This is a genomic window from Methylacidimicrobium sp. B4, assembly GCF_017310545.1.
Lineage (GTDB): Bacteria > Verrucomicrobiota > Verrucomicrobiia > Methylacidiphilales > Methylacidiphilaceae > Methylacidimicrobium.
Window position 1 is genome coordinate 2249253 of the sequence record NZ_CP066203.1, and the last position, 16968, is coordinate 2266220.

At 63.7% G+C, this 16968-nt stretch carries 18 protein-coding genes; 9 read left to right on the forward strand and 9 right to left on the reverse strand.

Going from position 1 to position 16968, the window contains the following annotated elements; all coding sequences use genetic code 11:
• The gene (locus MacB4_RS10535) at positions 1-882 is read right to left on the reverse strand and encodes an NAD-dependent epimerase/dehydratase family protein (protein ID WP_206863773.1); all 882 of its coding nucleotides are present in this window, start codon (positions 880-882) and stop codon (positions 1-3) included.
• A gap of 241 nt (positions 883-1123) precedes the next feature.
• Here MacB4_RS10535 and proB point away from each other — a divergent pair, with 241 nt between their 5' ends.
• Complete coding sequence (proB, locus tag MacB4_RS10540) at positions 1124-1933, forward strand: glutamate 5-kinase (RefSeq protein ID WP_206863774.1); 810 nt, start codon at positions 1124-1126, stop codon at positions 1931-1933.
• On the forward strand, positions 1930-3192 hold the full coding sequence (locus tag MacB4_RS10545) for a glutamate-5-semialdehyde dehydrogenase (RefSeq protein WP_206863775.1): 1263 nt from the start codon (positions 1930-1932) through the stop codon (positions 3190-3192). Before proB ends, MacB4_RS10545 begins: the two co-directional genes overlap by 4 nt.
• 1 nt (position 3193) lies before the next feature.
• On the opposite strand, the gene MacB4_RS10550 is transcribed toward MacB4_RS10545, so the two are convergent.
• Together MacB4_RS10550 and MacB4_RS10555 are read right to left on the reverse strand one after the other, a co-directional pair.
• Entirely contained in the window at positions 3194-3820 is a 627-nt protein-coding gene (locus MacB4_RS10550; protein WP_206863776.1) for a YrhA family protein, read from the reverse strand.
• A 129-nt stretch (positions 3821-3949) separates the two neighbouring features.
• A complete protein-coding gene (locus tag MacB4_RS10555; RefSeq protein WP_206863777.1) occupies positions 3950-5074 on the reverse strand; it encodes a hypothetical protein in 1125 nt (374 codons plus the stop codon).
• Between the two features lie 212 nt (positions 5075-5286).
• Between MacB4_RS10555 and MacB4_RS10560 the strand changes: the two genes are divergently transcribed.
• Complete coding sequence (locus MacB4_RS10560) at positions 5287-6033, forward strand: DUF502 domain-containing protein (RefSeq protein ID WP_206863778.1); 747 nt, start codon at positions 5287-5289, stop codon at positions 6031-6033.
• Here the strand turns inward: MacB4_RS10560 and MacB4_RS10565 are convergent.
• The 5 genes from MacB4_RS10565 to MacB4_RS10585 all read right to left on the reverse strand — a co-directional run bounded on the left by MacB4_RS10565 (position 5957) and on the right by MacB4_RS10585 (position 9575).
• Positions 5957-6757 (reverse strand): undecaprenyl-diphosphate phosphatase, encoded by an 801-nt coding sequence (locus tag MacB4_RS10565; RefSeq protein ID WP_206863779.1) that lies wholly within the window; start codon positions 6755-6757, stop codon positions 5957-5959. The genes MacB4_RS10560 and MacB4_RS10565 overlap by 77 nt on opposite strands.
• A 46-nt stretch (positions 6758-6803) precedes the next feature.
• The gene (locus MacB4_RS10570; protein ID WP_242529242.1) at positions 6804-7766 is read right to left on the reverse strand and encodes a D-alanyl-D-alanine carboxypeptidase family protein; all 963 of its coding nucleotides are present in this window, start codon (positions 7764-7766) and stop codon (positions 6804-6806) included.
• 196 nt (positions 7767-7962) lie between these two features.
• Complete coding sequence (locus tag MacB4_RS10575) at positions 7963-8070, reverse strand: AURKAIP1/COX24 domain-containing protein (RefSeq protein WP_206863780.1); 108 nt, start codon at positions 8068-8070, stop codon at positions 7963-7965.
• Positions 8071-8101: 31 nt separating this feature from the next.
• Positions 8102-8980 (reverse strand): ATP phosphoribosyltransferase, encoded by an 879-nt coding sequence (gene hisG / locus MacB4_RS10580; protein WP_206863781.1) that lies wholly within the window; start codon positions 8978-8980, stop codon positions 8102-8104.
• Positions 8981-9035: 55 nt separating this feature from the next.
• Complete coding sequence (locus tag MacB4_RS10585) at positions 9036-9575, reverse strand: HIT domain-containing protein (RefSeq protein ID WP_206863782.1); 540 nt, start codon at positions 9573-9575, stop codon at positions 9036-9038.
• A 22-nt stretch (positions 9576-9597) separates the two neighbouring features.
• On the opposite strand from MacB4_RS10585, the gene holA reads away from it, so the two are divergent.
• On the forward strand, positions 9598-10701 hold the full coding sequence (gene holA / locus MacB4_RS10590) for a DNA polymerase III subunit delta (protein WP_206863783.1): 1104 nt from the start codon (positions 9598-9600) through the stop codon (positions 10699-10701).
• Positions 10698-11438 (forward strand): glycosyltransferase family 2 protein, encoded by a 741-nt coding sequence (locus tag MacB4_RS10595; RefSeq protein ID WP_206863784.1) that lies wholly within the window; start codon positions 10698-10700, stop codon positions 11436-11438. Before holA ends, MacB4_RS10595 begins: the two co-directional genes overlap by 4 nt.
• 23 nt (positions 11439-11461) lie before the next feature.
• Here MacB4_RS10595 and MacB4_RS10600 read toward each other — a convergent pair whose 3' ends face one another.
• A complete protein-coding gene (locus MacB4_RS10600) occupies positions 11462-12064 on the reverse strand; it encodes a nucleoside monophosphate kinase (RefSeq protein WP_242529243.1) in 603 nt (200 codons plus the stop codon).
• A gap of 152 nt (positions 12065-12216) precedes the next feature.
• Here MacB4_RS10600 and MacB4_RS10605 point away from each other — a divergent pair, with 152 nt between their 5' ends.
• The 4 genes from MacB4_RS10605 to MacB4_RS10620 all read left to right on the forward strand — a co-directional run bounded on the left by MacB4_RS10605 (position 12217) and on the right by MacB4_RS10620 (position 16962).
• On the forward strand, positions 12217-12984 hold the full coding sequence (locus MacB4_RS10605) for a MotA/TolQ/ExbB proton channel family protein (protein ID WP_206863785.1): 768 nt from the start codon (positions 12217-12219) through the stop codon (positions 12982-12984).
• Positions 12981-13406 carry a biopolymer transporter ExbD gene (locus tag MacB4_RS10610; RefSeq protein ID WP_206863786.1) on the forward strand — a complete coding sequence of 142 codons (426 nt, stop codon included), beginning with the start codon at positions 12981-12983 and terminating at the stop codon, positions 13404-13406. The genes MacB4_RS10605 and MacB4_RS10610 overlap by 4 nt, the downstream gene beginning before the upstream one ends.
• Before the next feature lie 159 nt (positions 13407-13565).
• Entirely contained in the window at positions 13566-15950 is a 2385-nt protein-coding gene (locus tag MacB4_RS10615; protein ID WP_206863787.1) for a tetratricopeptide repeat protein, read from the forward strand.
• The gene (locus MacB4_RS10620) at positions 15943-16962 is read left to right on the forward strand and encodes an OmpA family protein (protein WP_206863788.1); all 1020 of its coding nucleotides are present in this window, start codon (positions 15943-15945) and stop codon (positions 16960-16962) included. Before MacB4_RS10615 ends, MacB4_RS10620 begins: the two co-directional genes overlap by 8 nt.
• Positions 16963-16968: the final 6 nt, after the last annotated feature.

The window sequence follows — 16968 nt, forward strand, 5'->3', positions numbered from 1 at the left end:
TCAGGATACCGCTGGCGGCACCTGCTCCGGCAAGAGGGAAAGAAGACCCTCTCGAAATGACGGATAGAATGGCCTCCAGCCCAAGGCACGGGCCTTGGCGTTGGAGATCCGCTTGTGCGTCCGCTTCCTCTTTCGCTCCGGGAGGCCGGATTCTCCCCCTTGTGGCGGGAGGGGCATGTCGAACCGTTGCGCCAGCCAACCGTAAAATCGACTTTCCCTTACTGGCTCGTCATCCACGATGTTGACCGTTTCCCGACGGAGGCCCAGGGCGAGGGAGTGGAGGATCGCGGAGACCACATCCTCTCGATGGATCTGGTTGATCCATCGGTCCAGGATCGAGATCGTCGCCTCGCCGCGCAAGAACCGGTCGAGGAGATGGGTCCGACCCGGGCCGTAGATCCCCGCGATCCGGAGGACGACCCCACCCGCGTCGAGCGCCATCCGCTCGGCTTCGCGAAGGATGCGGCCGGTTTCCGAATCGGGTTGCGCAAGCGAGTCCTCGTCGACGGCCTCGCCCGTCCACTGGCCGTATACCGAGGTCGAGGAGAGAAAAAGGAGCGGCAGCCCCGGAAAGCGACGAAGCGCATGGGAGAGCCCGGTAATGAAGACATTTTCGTACTCCTTGGTTCCGCCGCGAGAAGAAGAGGGGCCGTAGATCAGGAAGTCGGGACGAGCCGTCAGGCTTTCCCAGGCCTCGCGGGAGCCGATGTCCCCGGCCAGTGCCGGAATACCCAGATCGGCGAGCCGGGCTCGGCTCGCTTCGCTTCGGACCCAGGCCCGAAATTCGATCTGCCGATCCTGGAGGCCCTGGGCGACCCGGGTGCCGACATAGCCGCAGCCGACCAAGAGGATTCGTGCCGGCAAGCCCGCGGCGTGCTCCATGGAGCCAATCTGCGTTCCTTTCGCCAGGAAGCCAAGGCGCTTTTTTCTCCGCCTGCCCTTGGATCGGGAAGGTCGACCCGCGCTCACCCTCGCCGAGGGGAACGCGCACAAGGAAAAAGCCGTTGCGGGACGGCGGGCGAGCCTCCATATAAGTAGCCATGCGACCGGTCTTGCCCTCAGGCGTATTTTTCCCGTGGAAGGGGGTTCTGCCGAAGGGGCGCTTACGCCAAGGAAGTCACGCATGAGGGCAAGGGGCGGGGACTTGCGGGCGGGGCGACCACATCCGCGATGGGTGATCAAGCTGGGCACGGGGACCTTGAGCACTCCCGAGGGCGAGCTCGATTTGCCGCAGATTCGTCGCCTGGTCGAGCAGGTCTCCGCGCTCAAGGGAGAGGGTTGGGAGATCGTTCTGGTCAGCTCCGGGGCCATCGGAAGCGGCATGGGTCTCTTGGGATATCAGAGGCGGCCTGCGGCGATCGAGGAGTTGCAAGCCTGCGCGGCGGTCGGGCAGCCCCAGCTCATGCGCCTGTATGAGGAGCTTTTCGCGGAATGCGGCTATCATGTCGCGCAGCTCTTGCTGACCTACCTCGATCTCGACAGCCGTACCCTCTACGAGAATGCCCGCAAGACGATGGAGCATCTCCTCTCCCGGAAAATCTTCATTCCCGTCATCAATGAAAATGACGTAGTTTCCTACGAGGAGATCAAGTTCGGGGACAACGACCGGCTCTCCGCGCACGTCGCCTCGATGGTGGAGGCGGATAAGCTGATCATTCTCTCGAACGTCCCCGGATTGCGGGAACGAGACGATGGGGGGGGGAGGATCATCCCGCTGGTGGAGGAGATCACAGAAGAGATCGAGGCGATGGCGGGGAAGACCAGGAGCGAGCGCTCCGTGGGCGGAATGGTGACCAAGATCGAGGCGGCTCGGATCGTGGGGAGCGCGGGCATCCCCATGCAGATCGCCGACGGCCGGGAGAAGGGGGTTCTCCGGAAGATCGCCGACGGCGAGCGGGTGGGGACGCTCTTTCTCGCGAGCGGGCAACGATGATTTCCTTGGAAGAGCAGATCGAGGCCATTTGCCGAGAGGCCAAGGCGGCTTCCCGGGGGCTTGCTCGGGTCTACGCCGAGAGGATCGACGCGGCGCTCGAGGCGATCGGTGCGGTCCTGGAAGAATCGCAGGCGCGAATCGAAGCCGCCAACCGGCTCGATGTCGAGCTCGGCCGCAAGCAGGGGCTGGCGGCGGCCCTGCTCGATCGCCTGACCCTTTCACCGAAGGCGTTCTCCTCCATGTTGCGCGGAATCGAGGAGGTCCGGAGGCTGCCCAGCCCTCTGGGACGGATTCTCGAGGAGCGGGCCCGCCCAAACGGGCTCCTGATTCGGAAAGTGCGCGTTCCCATCGGGGTCATCGGCGTGATCTACGAAAGCCGTCCCAACGTGACCGTCGATGTAGCGGCTCTCTGCTTGAAGGCGGGTAATGCGGTGGTCCTCCGCGGCGGCAGCGAGGCCTTCCATTCCAATACGGCCCTTGCGCATGCCTTGCGCGAGGGACTCGATCGGGTGGGGCTTCCTCCGGCGGCGGTCCATCTCCTTCCCACAGTCGACCGGGCCTCCATTCCCATCCTCTGCCGGCAGCGCCGGTATCTCGATCTTCTGATTCCCCGCGGGGGATACGGCCTCATCGAGGCGGTCGTAACGCACGCTCAAGTTCCCGTCATCAAGCATTTTCAAGGCATCTGCCATGTTTTCGTCGAAGCGCGGGCCGACATGGAGATGGCGCGAAAGATCGTGGTGAACGCAAAATGCCAGCGACCCGCAGTCTGTAACGCGATGGAAACCTTGCTGGTCGACCGGAAGATTGCGCCCGCGTTTCTTCCCGGGATGGTGCGGGAGTTGCGCGAACGCGGGGTCGAGATCCGCGGCGACGAGGAGACCCGCTTCCTCGGCGGTCCTGAGGTGGTTCCGGCGACTGCGGAGGATTGGGCGACCGAGTACCTCGACTTGATTCTCTCCGTGCGGGTCGTCGACGGCTTGCCCGAAGCCCTGGCCCACATCGGACAGTTCGGTTCAAGCCATTCGGACGCCATCGTCACCGAAGATCGGGAGACCGCGGAGGAGTTTCTCCGCTCAGTCGATTCGGCGGTCGTCTACTGGAACAGCTCCACTCGCTTCACCGACGGCGGGGAGTTCGGCCTGGGAGCCGAGGTCGGGATCAGCACCGACAAGATCCATGCGCGCGGCCCGATGGGGGTCGACGAGCTCACTTCGTACAAGTACGTCGTGGTCGGCTCCGGCCAGATCCGGGAGTAGCCTATCCTTGCCCCGTGGGAGGATCTCGCCTCTCCCGCTTCGACTCCCCCTCGGAGCTCGATCCTTCCGGGAACGGCGGCTCGGAAGTCGCGTCATCCTCTTCCACAAATCCTTCTTCCTCATCCGGATCGGAAAAGTCATCTCCCCGGGTCTCCTGGATTTCCTCGTCTTCGTCGAAGAGGCCCAGGGCTTCATGCTTGAGCACGTTGACCATCAAGTCGTTGAAGCTCGAGAACTCCGCAGCCGGCTCGAGGGTGTCGGCATGGAGGGCGAAATACTTTCGTTCCGGAAACGAGTAGGCGTAGCGGAAGAGGTCGGAATGGCCGAGCAAGAGATACTCCGGCCTCGTCTGGAAGCCCTGTACAGCCAGATTCTCCGCGATCAGGCCCGGGAGGAACTGATCCTCCTCTTCCTCCTGGTCCATCGCGTAGAAGACGACCCCGTTGTGGGCGAGGCCGTCGGCGAGCAGCAGGAGATCGAGATAGTCGGGCGGAATCGCGATTCCGTACCTCTCCTGCACCTCTCCCGCGTAGGCCTCCACCCGCGCCGGTGGACGACCGACGAAGGGTTGAAAGCCTGCCGCCTGCTCTTCTTCGTTCACCAGCGCTACATACGTTTTGTAATTCATGGGAAAATCGAGAAAGTCAGCCTCAAGCTCAAGTCGTCTCCGAAGAGGGAGGGCGTGGGCTCATGCGGGCCGATGGCTTGTTCCAGTGCCTCTTGGGCCGAGGTGGGGAAGATAGGAGGAATCCGCCGCTTAGCGATGGAGGGATGGGCCGCTTTGGCTTGGGTAAGATCGACCGATCGCAGAGTGTGGGGTTGACGGCTCGTCGGGAAGCTTGCCTTGCTCGGGAAGAATTGGCAATCGAAATCGAGGGGTGTGATCGTGAGGAAGGACTTCTCCATCGACTCGGGCCCCGGCCGGTAGAAACTGGCGGGCGAGCCCCGCCCCCTCCGCAGCCGCCTCCTTCCGGGCTTTCTGCTCTTGCTCCGGTTGCCGATTTTCCGGACGGTAATAGATGTCCTGGTAGCTTCGGACCGCCGCGCGACATTCTTCGGGAACTTCGTAGGGCAGCTTGCCTGCCGCACGGCAGAACGTGACCAGGCGCCTCTGCCAGCTTGGCGGCAGCTCCGCCTTGGGATCGAGGCTCCTCAGCTCCCGCCGGACTTCGTCCACGTCCGCGAAGGCCTTGCGGGTCGGAGGGTAAAACGGGAAGAGCGGCCGGGGAATGTACGCATCGGTCACCGAGCCCGGAGGAAGGTGAAGCTGCGGATGAAGCATGGCGGCGTGGAGAAAGTGGTGGGCATTCTCCCGGTTGTTCCCGCTGGTGAAGGTCGAGATCACCACAAGGTTGCTCGGGTCGTTCGGACTCTCGCCGTCAGCCCGGAGAGCGCTCTTTTGGACGACATGGTGACAGTTCCACATGTCCGGCCGCCGCTCGGATGCTTGCGTGATCCTTCGCACGCCCTGCGGAAGGACCGCCCGAACCCCAAAGAGCGTGGCTCGATCGCGCAAGACGCCATCGCGATCGACCGTCTCCTCCCACTTTCTCTTGGGAACCTGCCCCCGCTCCATCATTGCCACTCCCTCCTTGCCGACGGCGAGCAGCGCGAGCGCGCGCGCGGTGGGGTCTCGGGCGAGAGCCGCGAGGAATTGTGGGCGGGTCCGATTGTATTCCCGGACGATCTTCCGGTAGGTCTTCCCCTCATGGTCGAGGGTCCGCACGCGCACCCGCTCGAGCGCGATTCCGGGGGCGGCGGGTGGGGTTTCAAGGATCCGCTCGACCGTTCCGGCTCGCTCGAGCCCCTGCACCATTGCCGCGACCTTGGCTTGCATGACGGGGGACGGTTCGATGGGCTGGCGACGCTTCGATTTGCTCATGGCTTGGTTCGTTGGTGTTCCGCTCTCCTTGTTAGGCGATCGGGTCGTTGCGCGCACCCCGTCGCAGCTTCCCCGATCTTTGGGCTCGACTTCCCGTCCGGAAGCCCGTTCATGGTTCCGGTCGGGAGAGAGGGCCACCCGAGGTCGCGCAAGGGAGAGGGGAGGATGGGTCCGGCAAGAAGGAACAGAGGCGTCCAAGAGAGGAGGAGAGAGTGAAGCTTGCCTTTGGGTCGGAGAGATCGGCTCGATCGAGCACCGTCTGGTCATGGCTGCGCGGGAAGTTTCTCACGGGGCTCTTCGTCCTGCTTCCCGCCGTGCTGACTCTCTGGGTCATCCAGCTCGTCTATGGGATCGTCAATGGCCCGGCGGACCTGATTCTCGCGTTTCTGGTCCGGGCGCACCTCCTCCCCGGCTCGACCTTCATCCGCGAGCACTTCGGAGGGCACATCCCGGGTGCCGGCTTCGTGGTCAGCCTGCTGGTCGTGCTCCTGGTCGGATTTGCCGTGGGGAACTTCGCCGGCTCCGCGCTCCTGCGGGCGATCGAGCGGGTGGTGCAGCGGGTGCCGTTCGTCAGCGCCATCTACCAAACGGCCAAGGAGGCCGTCGAGGCCCTGCGCAACCTGGGAAGCTCGGATGCCCAGGCGTTCCAATCGAGCCCGGTGGTCTACGTCTCTCTCTCGGAGAGAGGGGCGAGAGCGCTGGGCTTCGTCACGGGCCGATTGCCGATCCAGTCGGGAGAAGGGACCCTCTGCACCGTCTTTATTCCCACCTCCCCCACCCCGTTCAGCGGATTCCTGGTGGTGGTACCGGAAGGGGCGCTGACTACCGCTCCGGAGCTCTCTTACGAAAGTGTGCTCAAGCTCTGCTTTTCGTACGGCCTTCTCAGCTCTTCCAAGGAAGGCTCAACAGGCCGACGAGGGCAGCCCCCAGCGCGAGCCGATACCAGGCAAACGGGATGAAGGTGTGACTCTGCACATATCTGAGCAGCCATTGAACGGCAGCGAAGCCGGTGATCCCGGAGACGGTGAAACCAACGAGGAGCGTATCCCAGGAGTCGGCGGGGAGATCGCGGAAAAAATGGGTTTCCTGCGCAAAGGAGAAGAGGCTCGCGGCAAACATGGTCGGAATGCCGAGCAGAAAGGCGAACTCTGTCGCGGCGGGCCGCTCGACCCCGAAGAGAAGGGCCGTGAGGATGGTGGCTCCCGAACGGGAGAGGCCGGGAAAGACGCCGGCGAGCACTTGCGCGACTCCCACGGCGCATGCGGTCATCCAGCCGATCTGGCTGGTTGGCTCAAGGGAGCGGAGACGGCTCTCTGCCAGAAAGATCCAGGCCGCTCCGGCGAAGACGGCCAGGAGCACCGGGGTGAGTTGGTCGGGCAGCTTCCACCCCGCTTTCTTTGCGGCGAGCCCGAGGACCGAGGTGAGCGCAAAGGCGACCGCGAGCTTCAGGACATAGTCGAGGTTCTGTGGCTTGTGGATCCCGGTGATCAGGCCGACGATCTTGGGCCAATAGAGGAGAGTCACTGCGAGCACCGCCCCCAGCTGGATGAAGATGTTGAAGGTTTCCGAGCGAGCGCCCAGCCAGTGCTCGGTGATCAGCAGGTGGCCGGTGCTCGAAACGGGAAGGAACTCGGTGAGGCCTTCCACCACCCCCAAGATGGTGCTGGTCAAAAAATCATTCATAGCCGCCCTCCATATGCGATCGCGCCCGGCGAGGAGAAGCTCGCGCTCAAAGCGGCTGGGCTGGGGCCGCTGGAAGGTTCGATTCCTTTACCTGCCGGAAGCCATAGTTGAAGAGGACGGTTGCGTCCCTCCACTTGTCCGGACTGTGCAGGAGAACCAGCAGAAGCGGGTGGCCGTCGCGTTGACAGGCTGCCGCGTAGGTGTGGCGCGCCTCGCGCGTCCAACCGGTCTTCGCCGGGCCCATCCCGGCGTACTTCCCGAGCAGGCGATTGTGGTTGTGGAGGATCCGGAGCTGGTTCCCACTTCGGGTGGCGACGGTGCGGGTCATGAGCATTTGCCGCAGGGCCGGGACGTTCAAGACGGCCTGAAAGATGTGCAGCAGATCCCGGGCGGTCGTCATCTGGCCTTCCCGGAAGGAAGCCAAGCCGTGCGGATCGACGAAGTGGGTGTGCAGGCATCCCATCTCCCAGGCCTTGCGATTCATCTCGTGGACGAAGGCGGGGACCGACCCGGAAGTCGAGCGGGCGAGGGCGAGAGCGGCGTCATTGCAGGAGCCGACGAGCAGATCCTGGACGAGCTCGGTCACCGAAAGCCGCTGTCCGATCCGCAGCGGCACATGGGAGGGTTCGACCGCCGTATCGGAGGGAAGAACACTCACGAACCCGTGCAACCCGGTCATCTCATAGACCAGGAGAGCGGTCATCAACTTGGTCGTGCTGGCGGGGGCCAAAGGAGCATCGAGGTTCCGAGCGAAGAGAACGCGATTGGTGACCGGGTCGTACAGGAGAGCTGCGGTAGCCTCCACCAATCGATCGGCCTCCCACTCGCTCCCTACCGCCAAGTACGTGGAATCCGCCCTCGCGCGGTGGTGGTGATGACGCGCCGCCAGAAGATCGACGCCGCTCACGAACCAGAGGGCTGCCGCACAGGCGAGAGGCCATGCCCCCTGCATTGGGTTCGGGGTCGTCTTAGGACGATCGCCCGTAGGTAGGGCAGGTAACCCGCGCATTCGGTCCTTCCTGCGTCCGCCCTCCCTCAAGAGATCGGGCCGAGACAGAGCGTATGGTGCTCGGCCCGTCTAGGGCTGTCGAGGAAATTCTCCAGAAGCATGCCTTCGTCCTCGCGAGGATGGGTTCTTCCCGGACGGGAGCTTCGCCAAGCTCCGTCTCCCGATCCGGAAGAGCGGAGCAGCTTGGCCGACCCTTTTAGCCGGTCTTGTAACGGAGCCTCTTCTTGTGACGATGCTCGCGCCTGCGCTTGCGGCGCTTGTGCTTGTTCATCTTCGCCTTGCGGCGTTTCTTGAGCGAACCCATGCCGATAATCCTTCTTGGCGCTTCCCGCTGGTCAATAGATGACCTTGTTCAGCGGGTATTCGATAATTCCCTCCGCGCCCAGCTCCTTCAGTCGCGGGATCAGGTCGCGGACCTGACTCTCATCGAGAACGGTCTCCACGGCAAGCCACTCTCCATCGGCCAATGGGGAGACCGTCGGCCTTCGTAGGGCGGGCAAGACGCCCAGCACCGCCTCGATGCCGTCCTTGGCTACGTTCATCTTCAGCCCCACCTTTTCCTCACCGCGAAGCGCGGCCAAGAGGAGCAAGGCCAGAGATTCGATCTGCTTCCGCCGCTCGGCATCCGCCCAGACGGAATGCGAGCAGAGAAACTGCGGATAGCTTTGCAGCACGGTGTCGACGACGCGCAAGTTGTTGGCCTGGAGAGAGGAGCCCGTCTCCGAAATGTCCACGATGGCGTCGACGAGCTCGGGGACCTTGACTTCCGTGGCCCCCCAGGAGAACTCTACCTCCGCCTTGACGCCATGCCGCTCCAGGTAGGCGGAGACCAGGCGCACCGCTTCGGTGGCGATCCGTTTCCCCTGCAGATCCTTGGGGCTTCGGATCGGCGAGCTCTCGTGAACGGCGAGCACCCAACGCACGGGAAGCCGGGTCGAACGGTTGTAGGGCAATTCGCAGACGAGATGGACGGAGGCTTCGTTTTCCAGGATCCAATCCATGCCGGTGATGCCGCAATCGAGGAAGCCCTGGGTGACATAGCGAGCCAATTCCTGGGGCCTGACGAGCCGGACCTCCATTCCGGGATGATCGATATAGGGCCGATAGCCTCGGGAGGAACGACTGATGGCGTATCCGGCGCGACGAAAAAGCTCGACGGTGGCTTCCTCCAGGCTGCCTTTGGGAAGCCCAATGCGTAGCTTTTTCTCACTCATCGGAAAAGAGTGGCGATGCTACGAAGGAAGGGGCACCCCTGTAAAGCGGTTTTCTTCACGACGCTGCCCCCGGGGAAGGGCGAGGAGAATCGGGCGAGGGGGAGGAGGGCTCCTCCCCCTGGAGAGAGTCGTGAAGCAGGCGATAGACAGTTTCCAGATCCGACGGATGGACCCGGGTCCCGGCCGTGGTCGTCATGAAGTTGGCGTCATGGCTCCAACGCGGCACCAGATGCCAATGGAGATGTCCTTCGATGCCCGCTCCGGCGGCCGCTCCCTGATTGAGGCCGATGTTGAACCCGTGCGGTGCAAACGCCCGCTCGAGCGCAGAGAGGAGCTTTCGCAGCAGCGCCATGGCCTCGAGCAGCTCGGTCTCCGTCAGCTGATCGAGTCGGGCGACGGGCCGGTAGGGAACCACCATCGAATGGCCGGCATTGTAGGGAAAGCGGTTGAGCAGGCCGAAGCTCGTGCGCCCACGCAGCAGGACGAGGTTTTCCCGGTCCCTGGACTCCCTGGCGATTTCCTCGAAAAGGGTGCTCTTTGGAGGGGTGGGATCGTCGAGATAAGCCTTGCGCCAGGGTGCCCACAAGTGTTCCATTGCCTGGACCGATCTTATTGCAATGACGCCTCTTGCCGGCAAGAGTAAAGCAATTCATTTCTTCGGCGGAGAAGACGAATACGAAGCCAAGCGCGTCGCACGGCTCTTTCTGGAAAAGGAGGGGTTGCGCGAGGATCCTTCCTTCGAGAGCGTTCCTGGGGACGGGCAGAGTGCGGCGGAGGCGTGCGAGCAGATCGACCGCTTGCGGGACGCCCTCCAGTCCGGCTCGCTCTTCGGTCTGCGCAAGGTCGTGCTTTGGAAGGATGTCCGCTGTCTCGGGGCCAAGGGGGTCGGCCGGGACGAAAGGGTCTCCGCGGCGCTCGCAAGCCTGCTTGCGGTCCTGCGAGGCCTCGCTCCCGAAGAGGTCGTCCTGGTGATTCAGGCCGGAGCCGTAGATGAACGGCGACAATTCCTGCGCGGGCTGCGGGAAATCGCCTCGGTTCATCTCTTCGCCCCCTTGGGAGGCGATCGGAACGAAGACCGGGCCTTGGGCGAGATCGCCGAGCGGATGCGCAGACGCGGCCTTTCTCCCACGAACGAGCTCTGCGAACGTCTGCTCGCCGCTTCGGGAGGGGACCGCCAGCGGCTCGATTCTCAAATCGAGAAGCTGGCCCTGTATCCGGCCGAGGAGCGGCCACTCACGCCGGAAGATCTCCGGCTGCTCTTGGGCGGCGGAGGCGATGGGGTGGTCTGGGACTTCTGCGATGCGGTCGTGGGGGAAAGCGCTTCCGAGGCACTGCGCGAGCTGCGGACGCTCTTGCGACAGGGGGAGAGCGAAGTGGGTCTCCTCCTGGCGTTGGCCCAGAAGATCCGCCTGGCGGCTTTGGGTCTTCTCCTCTGGGAAGGCGGCTGGCTCCACCTGAGCGGCTCCGGCCGCTTCGTCAAGGCGGAGGTGGCTCCCGAAGCCCAGGACTACTTCCCGAAGAAGAAGAGCGGAGCCCCGGTGAGTCCCTGGCAGCTGGGCATGACGGTCGCCGCGGCCAAGAAGCGGAGCGCCCGGTTCTGGGTGAAGGCGCTTCTTCTCCTTTCGGAGGCGAACCGGAGCATGTTGCGCGGAGGGGAGAAGCAGATCAGCTTCGAGCTGGCGCTCTTGCGGCTTCTCCGGGAGAAGCCAGCTCCGTCATGAGAGAGGACCCCGCCAGAAAGGGCGAGCCCGAGTATTCCGTGGTGGTTCCCTTTTTCAACGAATCGGAAAACCTGCCGCAGCTGCTTCGGGAGATCGATTCGGCTCTCCAAGCGCTCGGGCGATCGGCCGAGATCCTTCTCGTCAACGATGGCAGTACCGACCGCTTCGCGCGTCCGCCCACGAGCCCACGCTACCCGGTTCGGTGGCTCGATCTCACCTGCCGGTCGGGCCAGAGTGCCGCGATCTACTACGGCATCCAGGCAGCCGCGGGGCGCTGGATCATTCTCCTGGATGCCGACCTCCAGAATGATCCGGCGGATCTTCCCGCACTGCTGGGACGTCTGCAGGAGGAGAAGCTCGATCTGGTCACGGGCTTCCGCCAAAGGCGGCAAGACAGTTGGCAGCGGCGGTGGATGAGCTGGGTCGCCAATCGGGTCCGCGCCCGACTCCTCGCCGATCAGACGCGAGACTCGGGCTGCTCGCTCAAGATCATCCGCAGCGAGCTGGCGCGGCGGCTACCGGGATGGAACGGGATGCATCGGTTCATTCCCGCTCTTGCGCGTGGCATGGGATATCGGACCGGCGAGCAGCCGGTGCATCATCGTCCGCGGCACGCCGGCCAAAGCAAGGTTCGCCCTTGGAGGCGGGCTCTGGCGGCGACCATCGACCTGCTTGGCATGATCTGGCTCGTCCGGCGCCAATTCCGTGGACGGCTCCGCGGTCCGGAAGCCGATTGACCCGGTAGAGGTCCAGAATCGAGCTACGGCAGGGAATCGAGAATCTGCCGGAGCACCTGGTAGGGCAACCGGTCGGCGTCGATATCGTGGATGCGATCCGGGGGAATCCTTCCCAGCAGCGGCTTGGTTTCCGTCTCGTAGACGGCGATCCGCTCGAGAATCACCTTGGGATCGAGGTCGTCGGCCCGATTCGCCTGCCGAGCGCGACCCGCGACGCGCCGGATCAAGACCTCCCGGTTGGGGCAGCAGAGATGGAAGACGTGCCGGATGTCGACGGAGTCGGAGATCCGCGCGAGCTGGTTCGCGTTGCGGGGGATGCCGTCGAGCACGAGAAAATCGGTCGAGGGGTCGTAAGCGCCGGAGGCGACTAGCGTTCGCACATGTTCCTGCCAGACGCGGATCGTCAAATCGTCGGGGACGAGCCGCCCGCGATCCGAGTATTCCCGGAAGAGCGTCCCCAGCTCCGAGCCGGGATCCAGGGAGCGGAAGAGATCGCCCGAGGAGATGTGAACGAAACCGGGAATTCGGGCGAGGATCTGCCCTTGCGTCCCTTTTCCGGAGCCGGGAGCTCCGAGAAGGAGCAGCGAAGGAAATTTCACCCGCCCCTCGATGTGAGGCTCATCCATAGGTACGGCATTTTCCCCGATTGTCCTCCACGAGCTGGCAGATCTACACGCAAATCTGCCCGAGGTGCCGAAACTACTCCTTTGCTTTTCGGCTCGCAAGACGGCTTGGCAAGGATGACGCAAATTCAGTACCTTAGGCATGACAATTCCCTATGAATGACCTCGTGCTCGCCATGCCCACGCTCTTCCTCTCGTTTTTCACAGCGGCCTTCCCGCCCCAGCTGCCGGTGTTGACAGTCTGGGGGCTGCTCCAGTCCGGCGGATGGGTGATGCTGCCGCTATTGCTCGTCTCGATCATCGCTCTCTGGCTCATCTTCTACTGCCTGGCGTCGCTCCGGCAGGGCGTGGTCTGGACCCGCGATCTGGAGCGCAGGCTCGATAGCGTCTTTCGCCGCGGCGACATGGCTCTTCTGGGTGAGCTTTTGCGGGACAGGAAGGAGGCCGTCGCCCGAGTCCTCCGGGAGGCGATCGGTCTCTATCAGCGCCATCCCGCCGCGGACGCGGAGGCTGTGCGGTCCGTGGCGCAAGTCGTCGGGAGCGGAATTGCCGCTGGCCTCAATCAACGGATCTTGTATCTTCTGGATGTCGGGGTCATCTCGCCCATGCTCGGGCTGTTCGGCACGGTGGTGGGGATTTTGCGCTCCTTCGGCTCGATTGCGGCCGATCCGTCTCCCATGCGGACGATGCTTCTGGCTGGAGGAGTCTCTCAGGCGCTGATCGCCACGGCCGTGGGCCTCATCGTCGGGATCTCCTCCATGATGTTCTATTCCTTCTTCCGCGGCCGGCTTCAAGGGCTCCTGACGGTCTTCGAGGAGCGATCGGCCATTTGGGTCCAGGAGCTGATCCTCCTTCACCGCTCCAGCGGCATGGAAGCCGCCGCGAAGGAGCCGGCGGCGAGCGGGGTCGTCGAATCGGCATGAACTTCCGGAACCGCGTGCCCAACGAGCAGATCGCGCTGCAGCTGGCGCCGATGATCGACGTCATCCTCTTTCTGCTCTCGTTCTTTCTGCTCACCTGGAACTTGGCGCGGTACGAGGCGGACCTCGACGTGCGGGTCCCCAAGGCGAAGCATGGAGAGATTCCCAAGCGCCTTCCGGGAGAGGTGGTCTTGAACATCATGAAAGACGGCAAGATCACGCTCAACCGAAGGGCGGTCTCCCCTTCCGAGCTGGAGGAGATCCTGCACGGCGTAATCCAGCAATATCCGGACCAAGCGGTGGTGATCCGTGCCGACGAGGCGACCAGCTACGAGCATGTCGTTCACGTTCTCGATGTCTGTCGGGCGGCCAACGTCTGGAATATCGCCTTCGCGACGATCCGGCCCGACCTCACCACGCCCTAGGGGTAGCGATGAGAGGGCCCGAGAATGTCGTATCCGAGCCGCTGTCGGGCGGAAGGAGCCGCTAGAGCCGACATGGCGCGGAGGTGCCGGGAAGGCGTCCTGGACCGAAGAGAAGGGAACCCCTTTGGTCAGCGGGGCGGCGGAGGAAAGGCGGAGGAGATGGGTTCGACGGGTCTGATCCAGGTGCGAAAATCGCGCGCATTCCGTCGGCTGGGCCGTTTGCTCTTCCTTTCGGCGTTGTGCCTTTGTTGGATCGGGCGGACCGAGTCGGCCTGGTCGGCGGCCGCAGCGCAAGATTCCGGGGAGCCGCTCGAGCTGCTTCCCCAAGCGGAGGTGCAGTTCGATCAGGGAGTGGTGCTCTATCGCGACCATCGCTACTCCGAAGCGCTGCGCCTCCTTTCCGAGGCGCTGCCTTCCCTGACCCCACTAAAGAAGGAGGAGGCCCTCTTCGACATCGGCGAATGCTATCGCTCGCTGGGCCGCACCAAGGATGCTCTCTCGGTCTACCGGACGCTCACGCAAAGCAACCCGAAGAGCCTCTATGCTCCGGCCGCCTGGTTCTGGCAGGGCAAGCTCCTGATGGAGCAAGGGCATTATGGAGAAGCGATCCCGCTTCTTCAGCTGGCGATCGATCGGGGAGTCGGAGAGACCTCCGAAACGGCTCGTTACCTCATGGCCCTCTCGGAGTTTCACATCGGAAACGAAACCGCCGGATCCGAGCAGCTCCGGATGGTGGCTTCCGGGTCGTCCCCCTACCGTGGGGAGGCGACTCGGCTGCTCGCGGTCTACCTCGAAAAGAAGCGGGACTGGGCGAGCGCGCTCCATTATTGGCGAACCCTGGCGGAGCAGAGCAAGGAGTCGTCACAAAAGTGGCAGGCCACGGCGCGAGCGGGATGGGCGGCTCTGCGGGGCGGCGATGCAAAAACCGCCGAAGAGCTCTTTCGCCGGTGTCTCAGTCCGGCCGTTCCCGCCGAATGGCAAAACCTGGCTTATGAGGGGCAATTCGAAGAGGCCCTTTTGCAAAAGCGCTTTGAAGAGGCCTTGACGTTCCTCCAGTCCCATGCGGCGCGCTTCTCCCAGGAGCGAAAGGTCGGCTTGTTTTTGAAGCTGGGAAATGGCGCCCTGCAGGCGGGTGAGCCAGGGATCGCCTTGCCGGTGTTCGAACAGTGTCTTTCCCTGAACCCGGCCGCACCCGCGATGGCCGAAGCCGCCTATGGAAGGCTGGTCGCCCTGGCAGCACTCAACCAGAAGGGAGTTCTCGATGAGGCGAACGCCTATCTCGACCGATTCGGCCCGTCGAGCCCCTACGCGCTCCGTGTCCGTTTCATCCAGGCGCAGGCGCTTTCGGCGCGGGGTCGCTTTGCTGACGCCCTGCCGCTTTGGGAGTCTCTGGTCTCTCAAAAGCCGGAGGGGGTTTCCCGCTCGTCCGCGCTCCTGGGACTCGGCCGAGCCTACTTCGAGTGCGGGAGGTGGAAGGATGCGGCGGAGATCCTGGAAAAGCTTGGCACGGAATGCCCGGCGGCCCCAGAGCTCTTGACCGCTCGGATGACCGAAGGCGCGGCCTGGGACAAGGCCGGAAACTTCGCCAAGGCCCTCGAAGCCTGGAAGCAGGTGCTCGACCTGGCTCCCCAGGGTTCCCCGGAACGGGAGGCCGCCTTGGCCCAGACGGCCTTGCTCGCCAGGCAGATGAAGCAGCCCGAAGAGATGGAGCGGGCGTTTCGAGCGCTCGCGGAGGAATACCCCAAGGCCAAGCTTCGCCCCCTCGGCTGCCTGCTGCTCGGGCAGTCCGAGCTCGGAGAAAAGAGATACGCTGAGGCGGAAAAGCATCTCCTGGAGGCGAGGGAAGGAGAACCGACGCAATTCTTTGGCCCGGCAACGACGATGCTGGTCTGGGTTGCTTACAGCGAGAAGGACTTGGAGAAGACCAGCCGCTACTTGGCGGAGCTCGAGGAAAAGGCCCCGTCGGCCGCCGAGCAGCTTCCCGCCGCTCTCTACTATTGGGTGGGCCTCTCGTGGGCGAAGGAGAACCAGCTGACTTCGGCCAAGAACGCGCTCCAGAAGGTTTGCGCGCGAACGGATGCCGGTCAATATCGAGTGTCGGCCTACTGGGAATTGGCCGAGGTCGAGCGGAAGCTGCATGAGTGGCCTGGTGCCATGCAGTGCTATCAGGAATTCCGCAAGCTCGACCCGGGTGGTGCGGACAATAGCCCGGTGCTCTTGGGATTTGCGGAAGCCGAGACGGGCGCGGGAGAGTATGCTTCTGCACAGAAGCATCTGGAGCAGGTGCTGCTGCAGGAACCCGAGGGACGGCGGAACGCGGAAGCGCGCATGCTCCTCGGAAACCTCTATTGGGCCCAAAAAAACTATGCCGAAGCCGCCAAGACATACAGTACGCTTAGCCTCATCTACCAGGACGACGAGATTACTCCGCGAGCCATGGACAAGGCCGCTTCGTGCTTTGCGCTGTCGGGAGACGAGGCCCAGGCCGCCAATTGGCGGAGACGCCTGAAGGAAAAGTACCCGGATTTTAAGCCCGATGCCTGAACCGATCATTGACTCGAGCGAGCATCAAGGGAAGATCGCTCTCATCGCTCTGCTCCTCTCCCTCCTCGTGCATGTCGCGATCTTGGGGGTTGTGGGTCCGCTCCATGTGAGAGGGAGGATGGCCCTCGCATCCCAGGCCAAGGAGATGTCGCGTACCTTTCACCTGAGACGGGCGGAATTGCCGAACTCTCTTTTCCAGGCTCGCGCCCAGTCGAGCACCCCCACCATGGCTCCGGTCCCTAACCTGGAGGCTCCCACGGAGGTCAAGGGGGAGGAGGCGATCGTGCAAAAGCTGGCGCAGGAAAATCCCGTTCGCGTCCCGCTTCCCGATACGACTCCCGGAGGGGCCCCGGAAGTGGCGGTGCTGGCTCCGACGCCGCCGAGCGAAACGAGCCCCTATCTGCCGGATATGCGAGCCGAGGTGGAAAGCGCGACCTCCCAGACCAACGTCGGTCCTGCGGCCCCGGGTGCGCCGAACGACGCCATCGTTCTCCCCTCCGGGATCGGGCCGAATCCGCGGCCCGGCGCAAGTGCCGTGGGGCAGGCGGGAACCCATCCGGAAGAAGCGGCCGGGGGAGAGGGCCTGCCGGGAGCGGACGATGTTCAAAGCCAATTCCGGGCCGCCGCCAACTTCGATCCGCGCATCCCTCAGCCGATCATGGTGCGGCTTCCCAGCGATATCTTGTTCGATTTCGACTCCTACCAGTTGCGTCCGGACGCGGAGCCGCTCCTCGCTCAAGTAGCCGAGATCTTGAAGCGTTATGGCCGTGCCGATGTCGAGATCGGCGGCCACACCGATACCTTCGGGGATGACCAGTACAATGTGAAGCTGAGCCAACAGCGCGCCGAATCCGTGCAGCGCTGGTTCGAGCAGCGCTTGCCCGGAGAGCGGCTCGCCTTTCACGCGACTGGCTACGGACGCCGCAGGCCGATCGTCAACCCGCGAGGGACAATCGAGGAGCAGGCGAAGAATCGCCGCGTCGAGATCGTGATCCGGGCTCTCTCCCAGTGAGGTGTG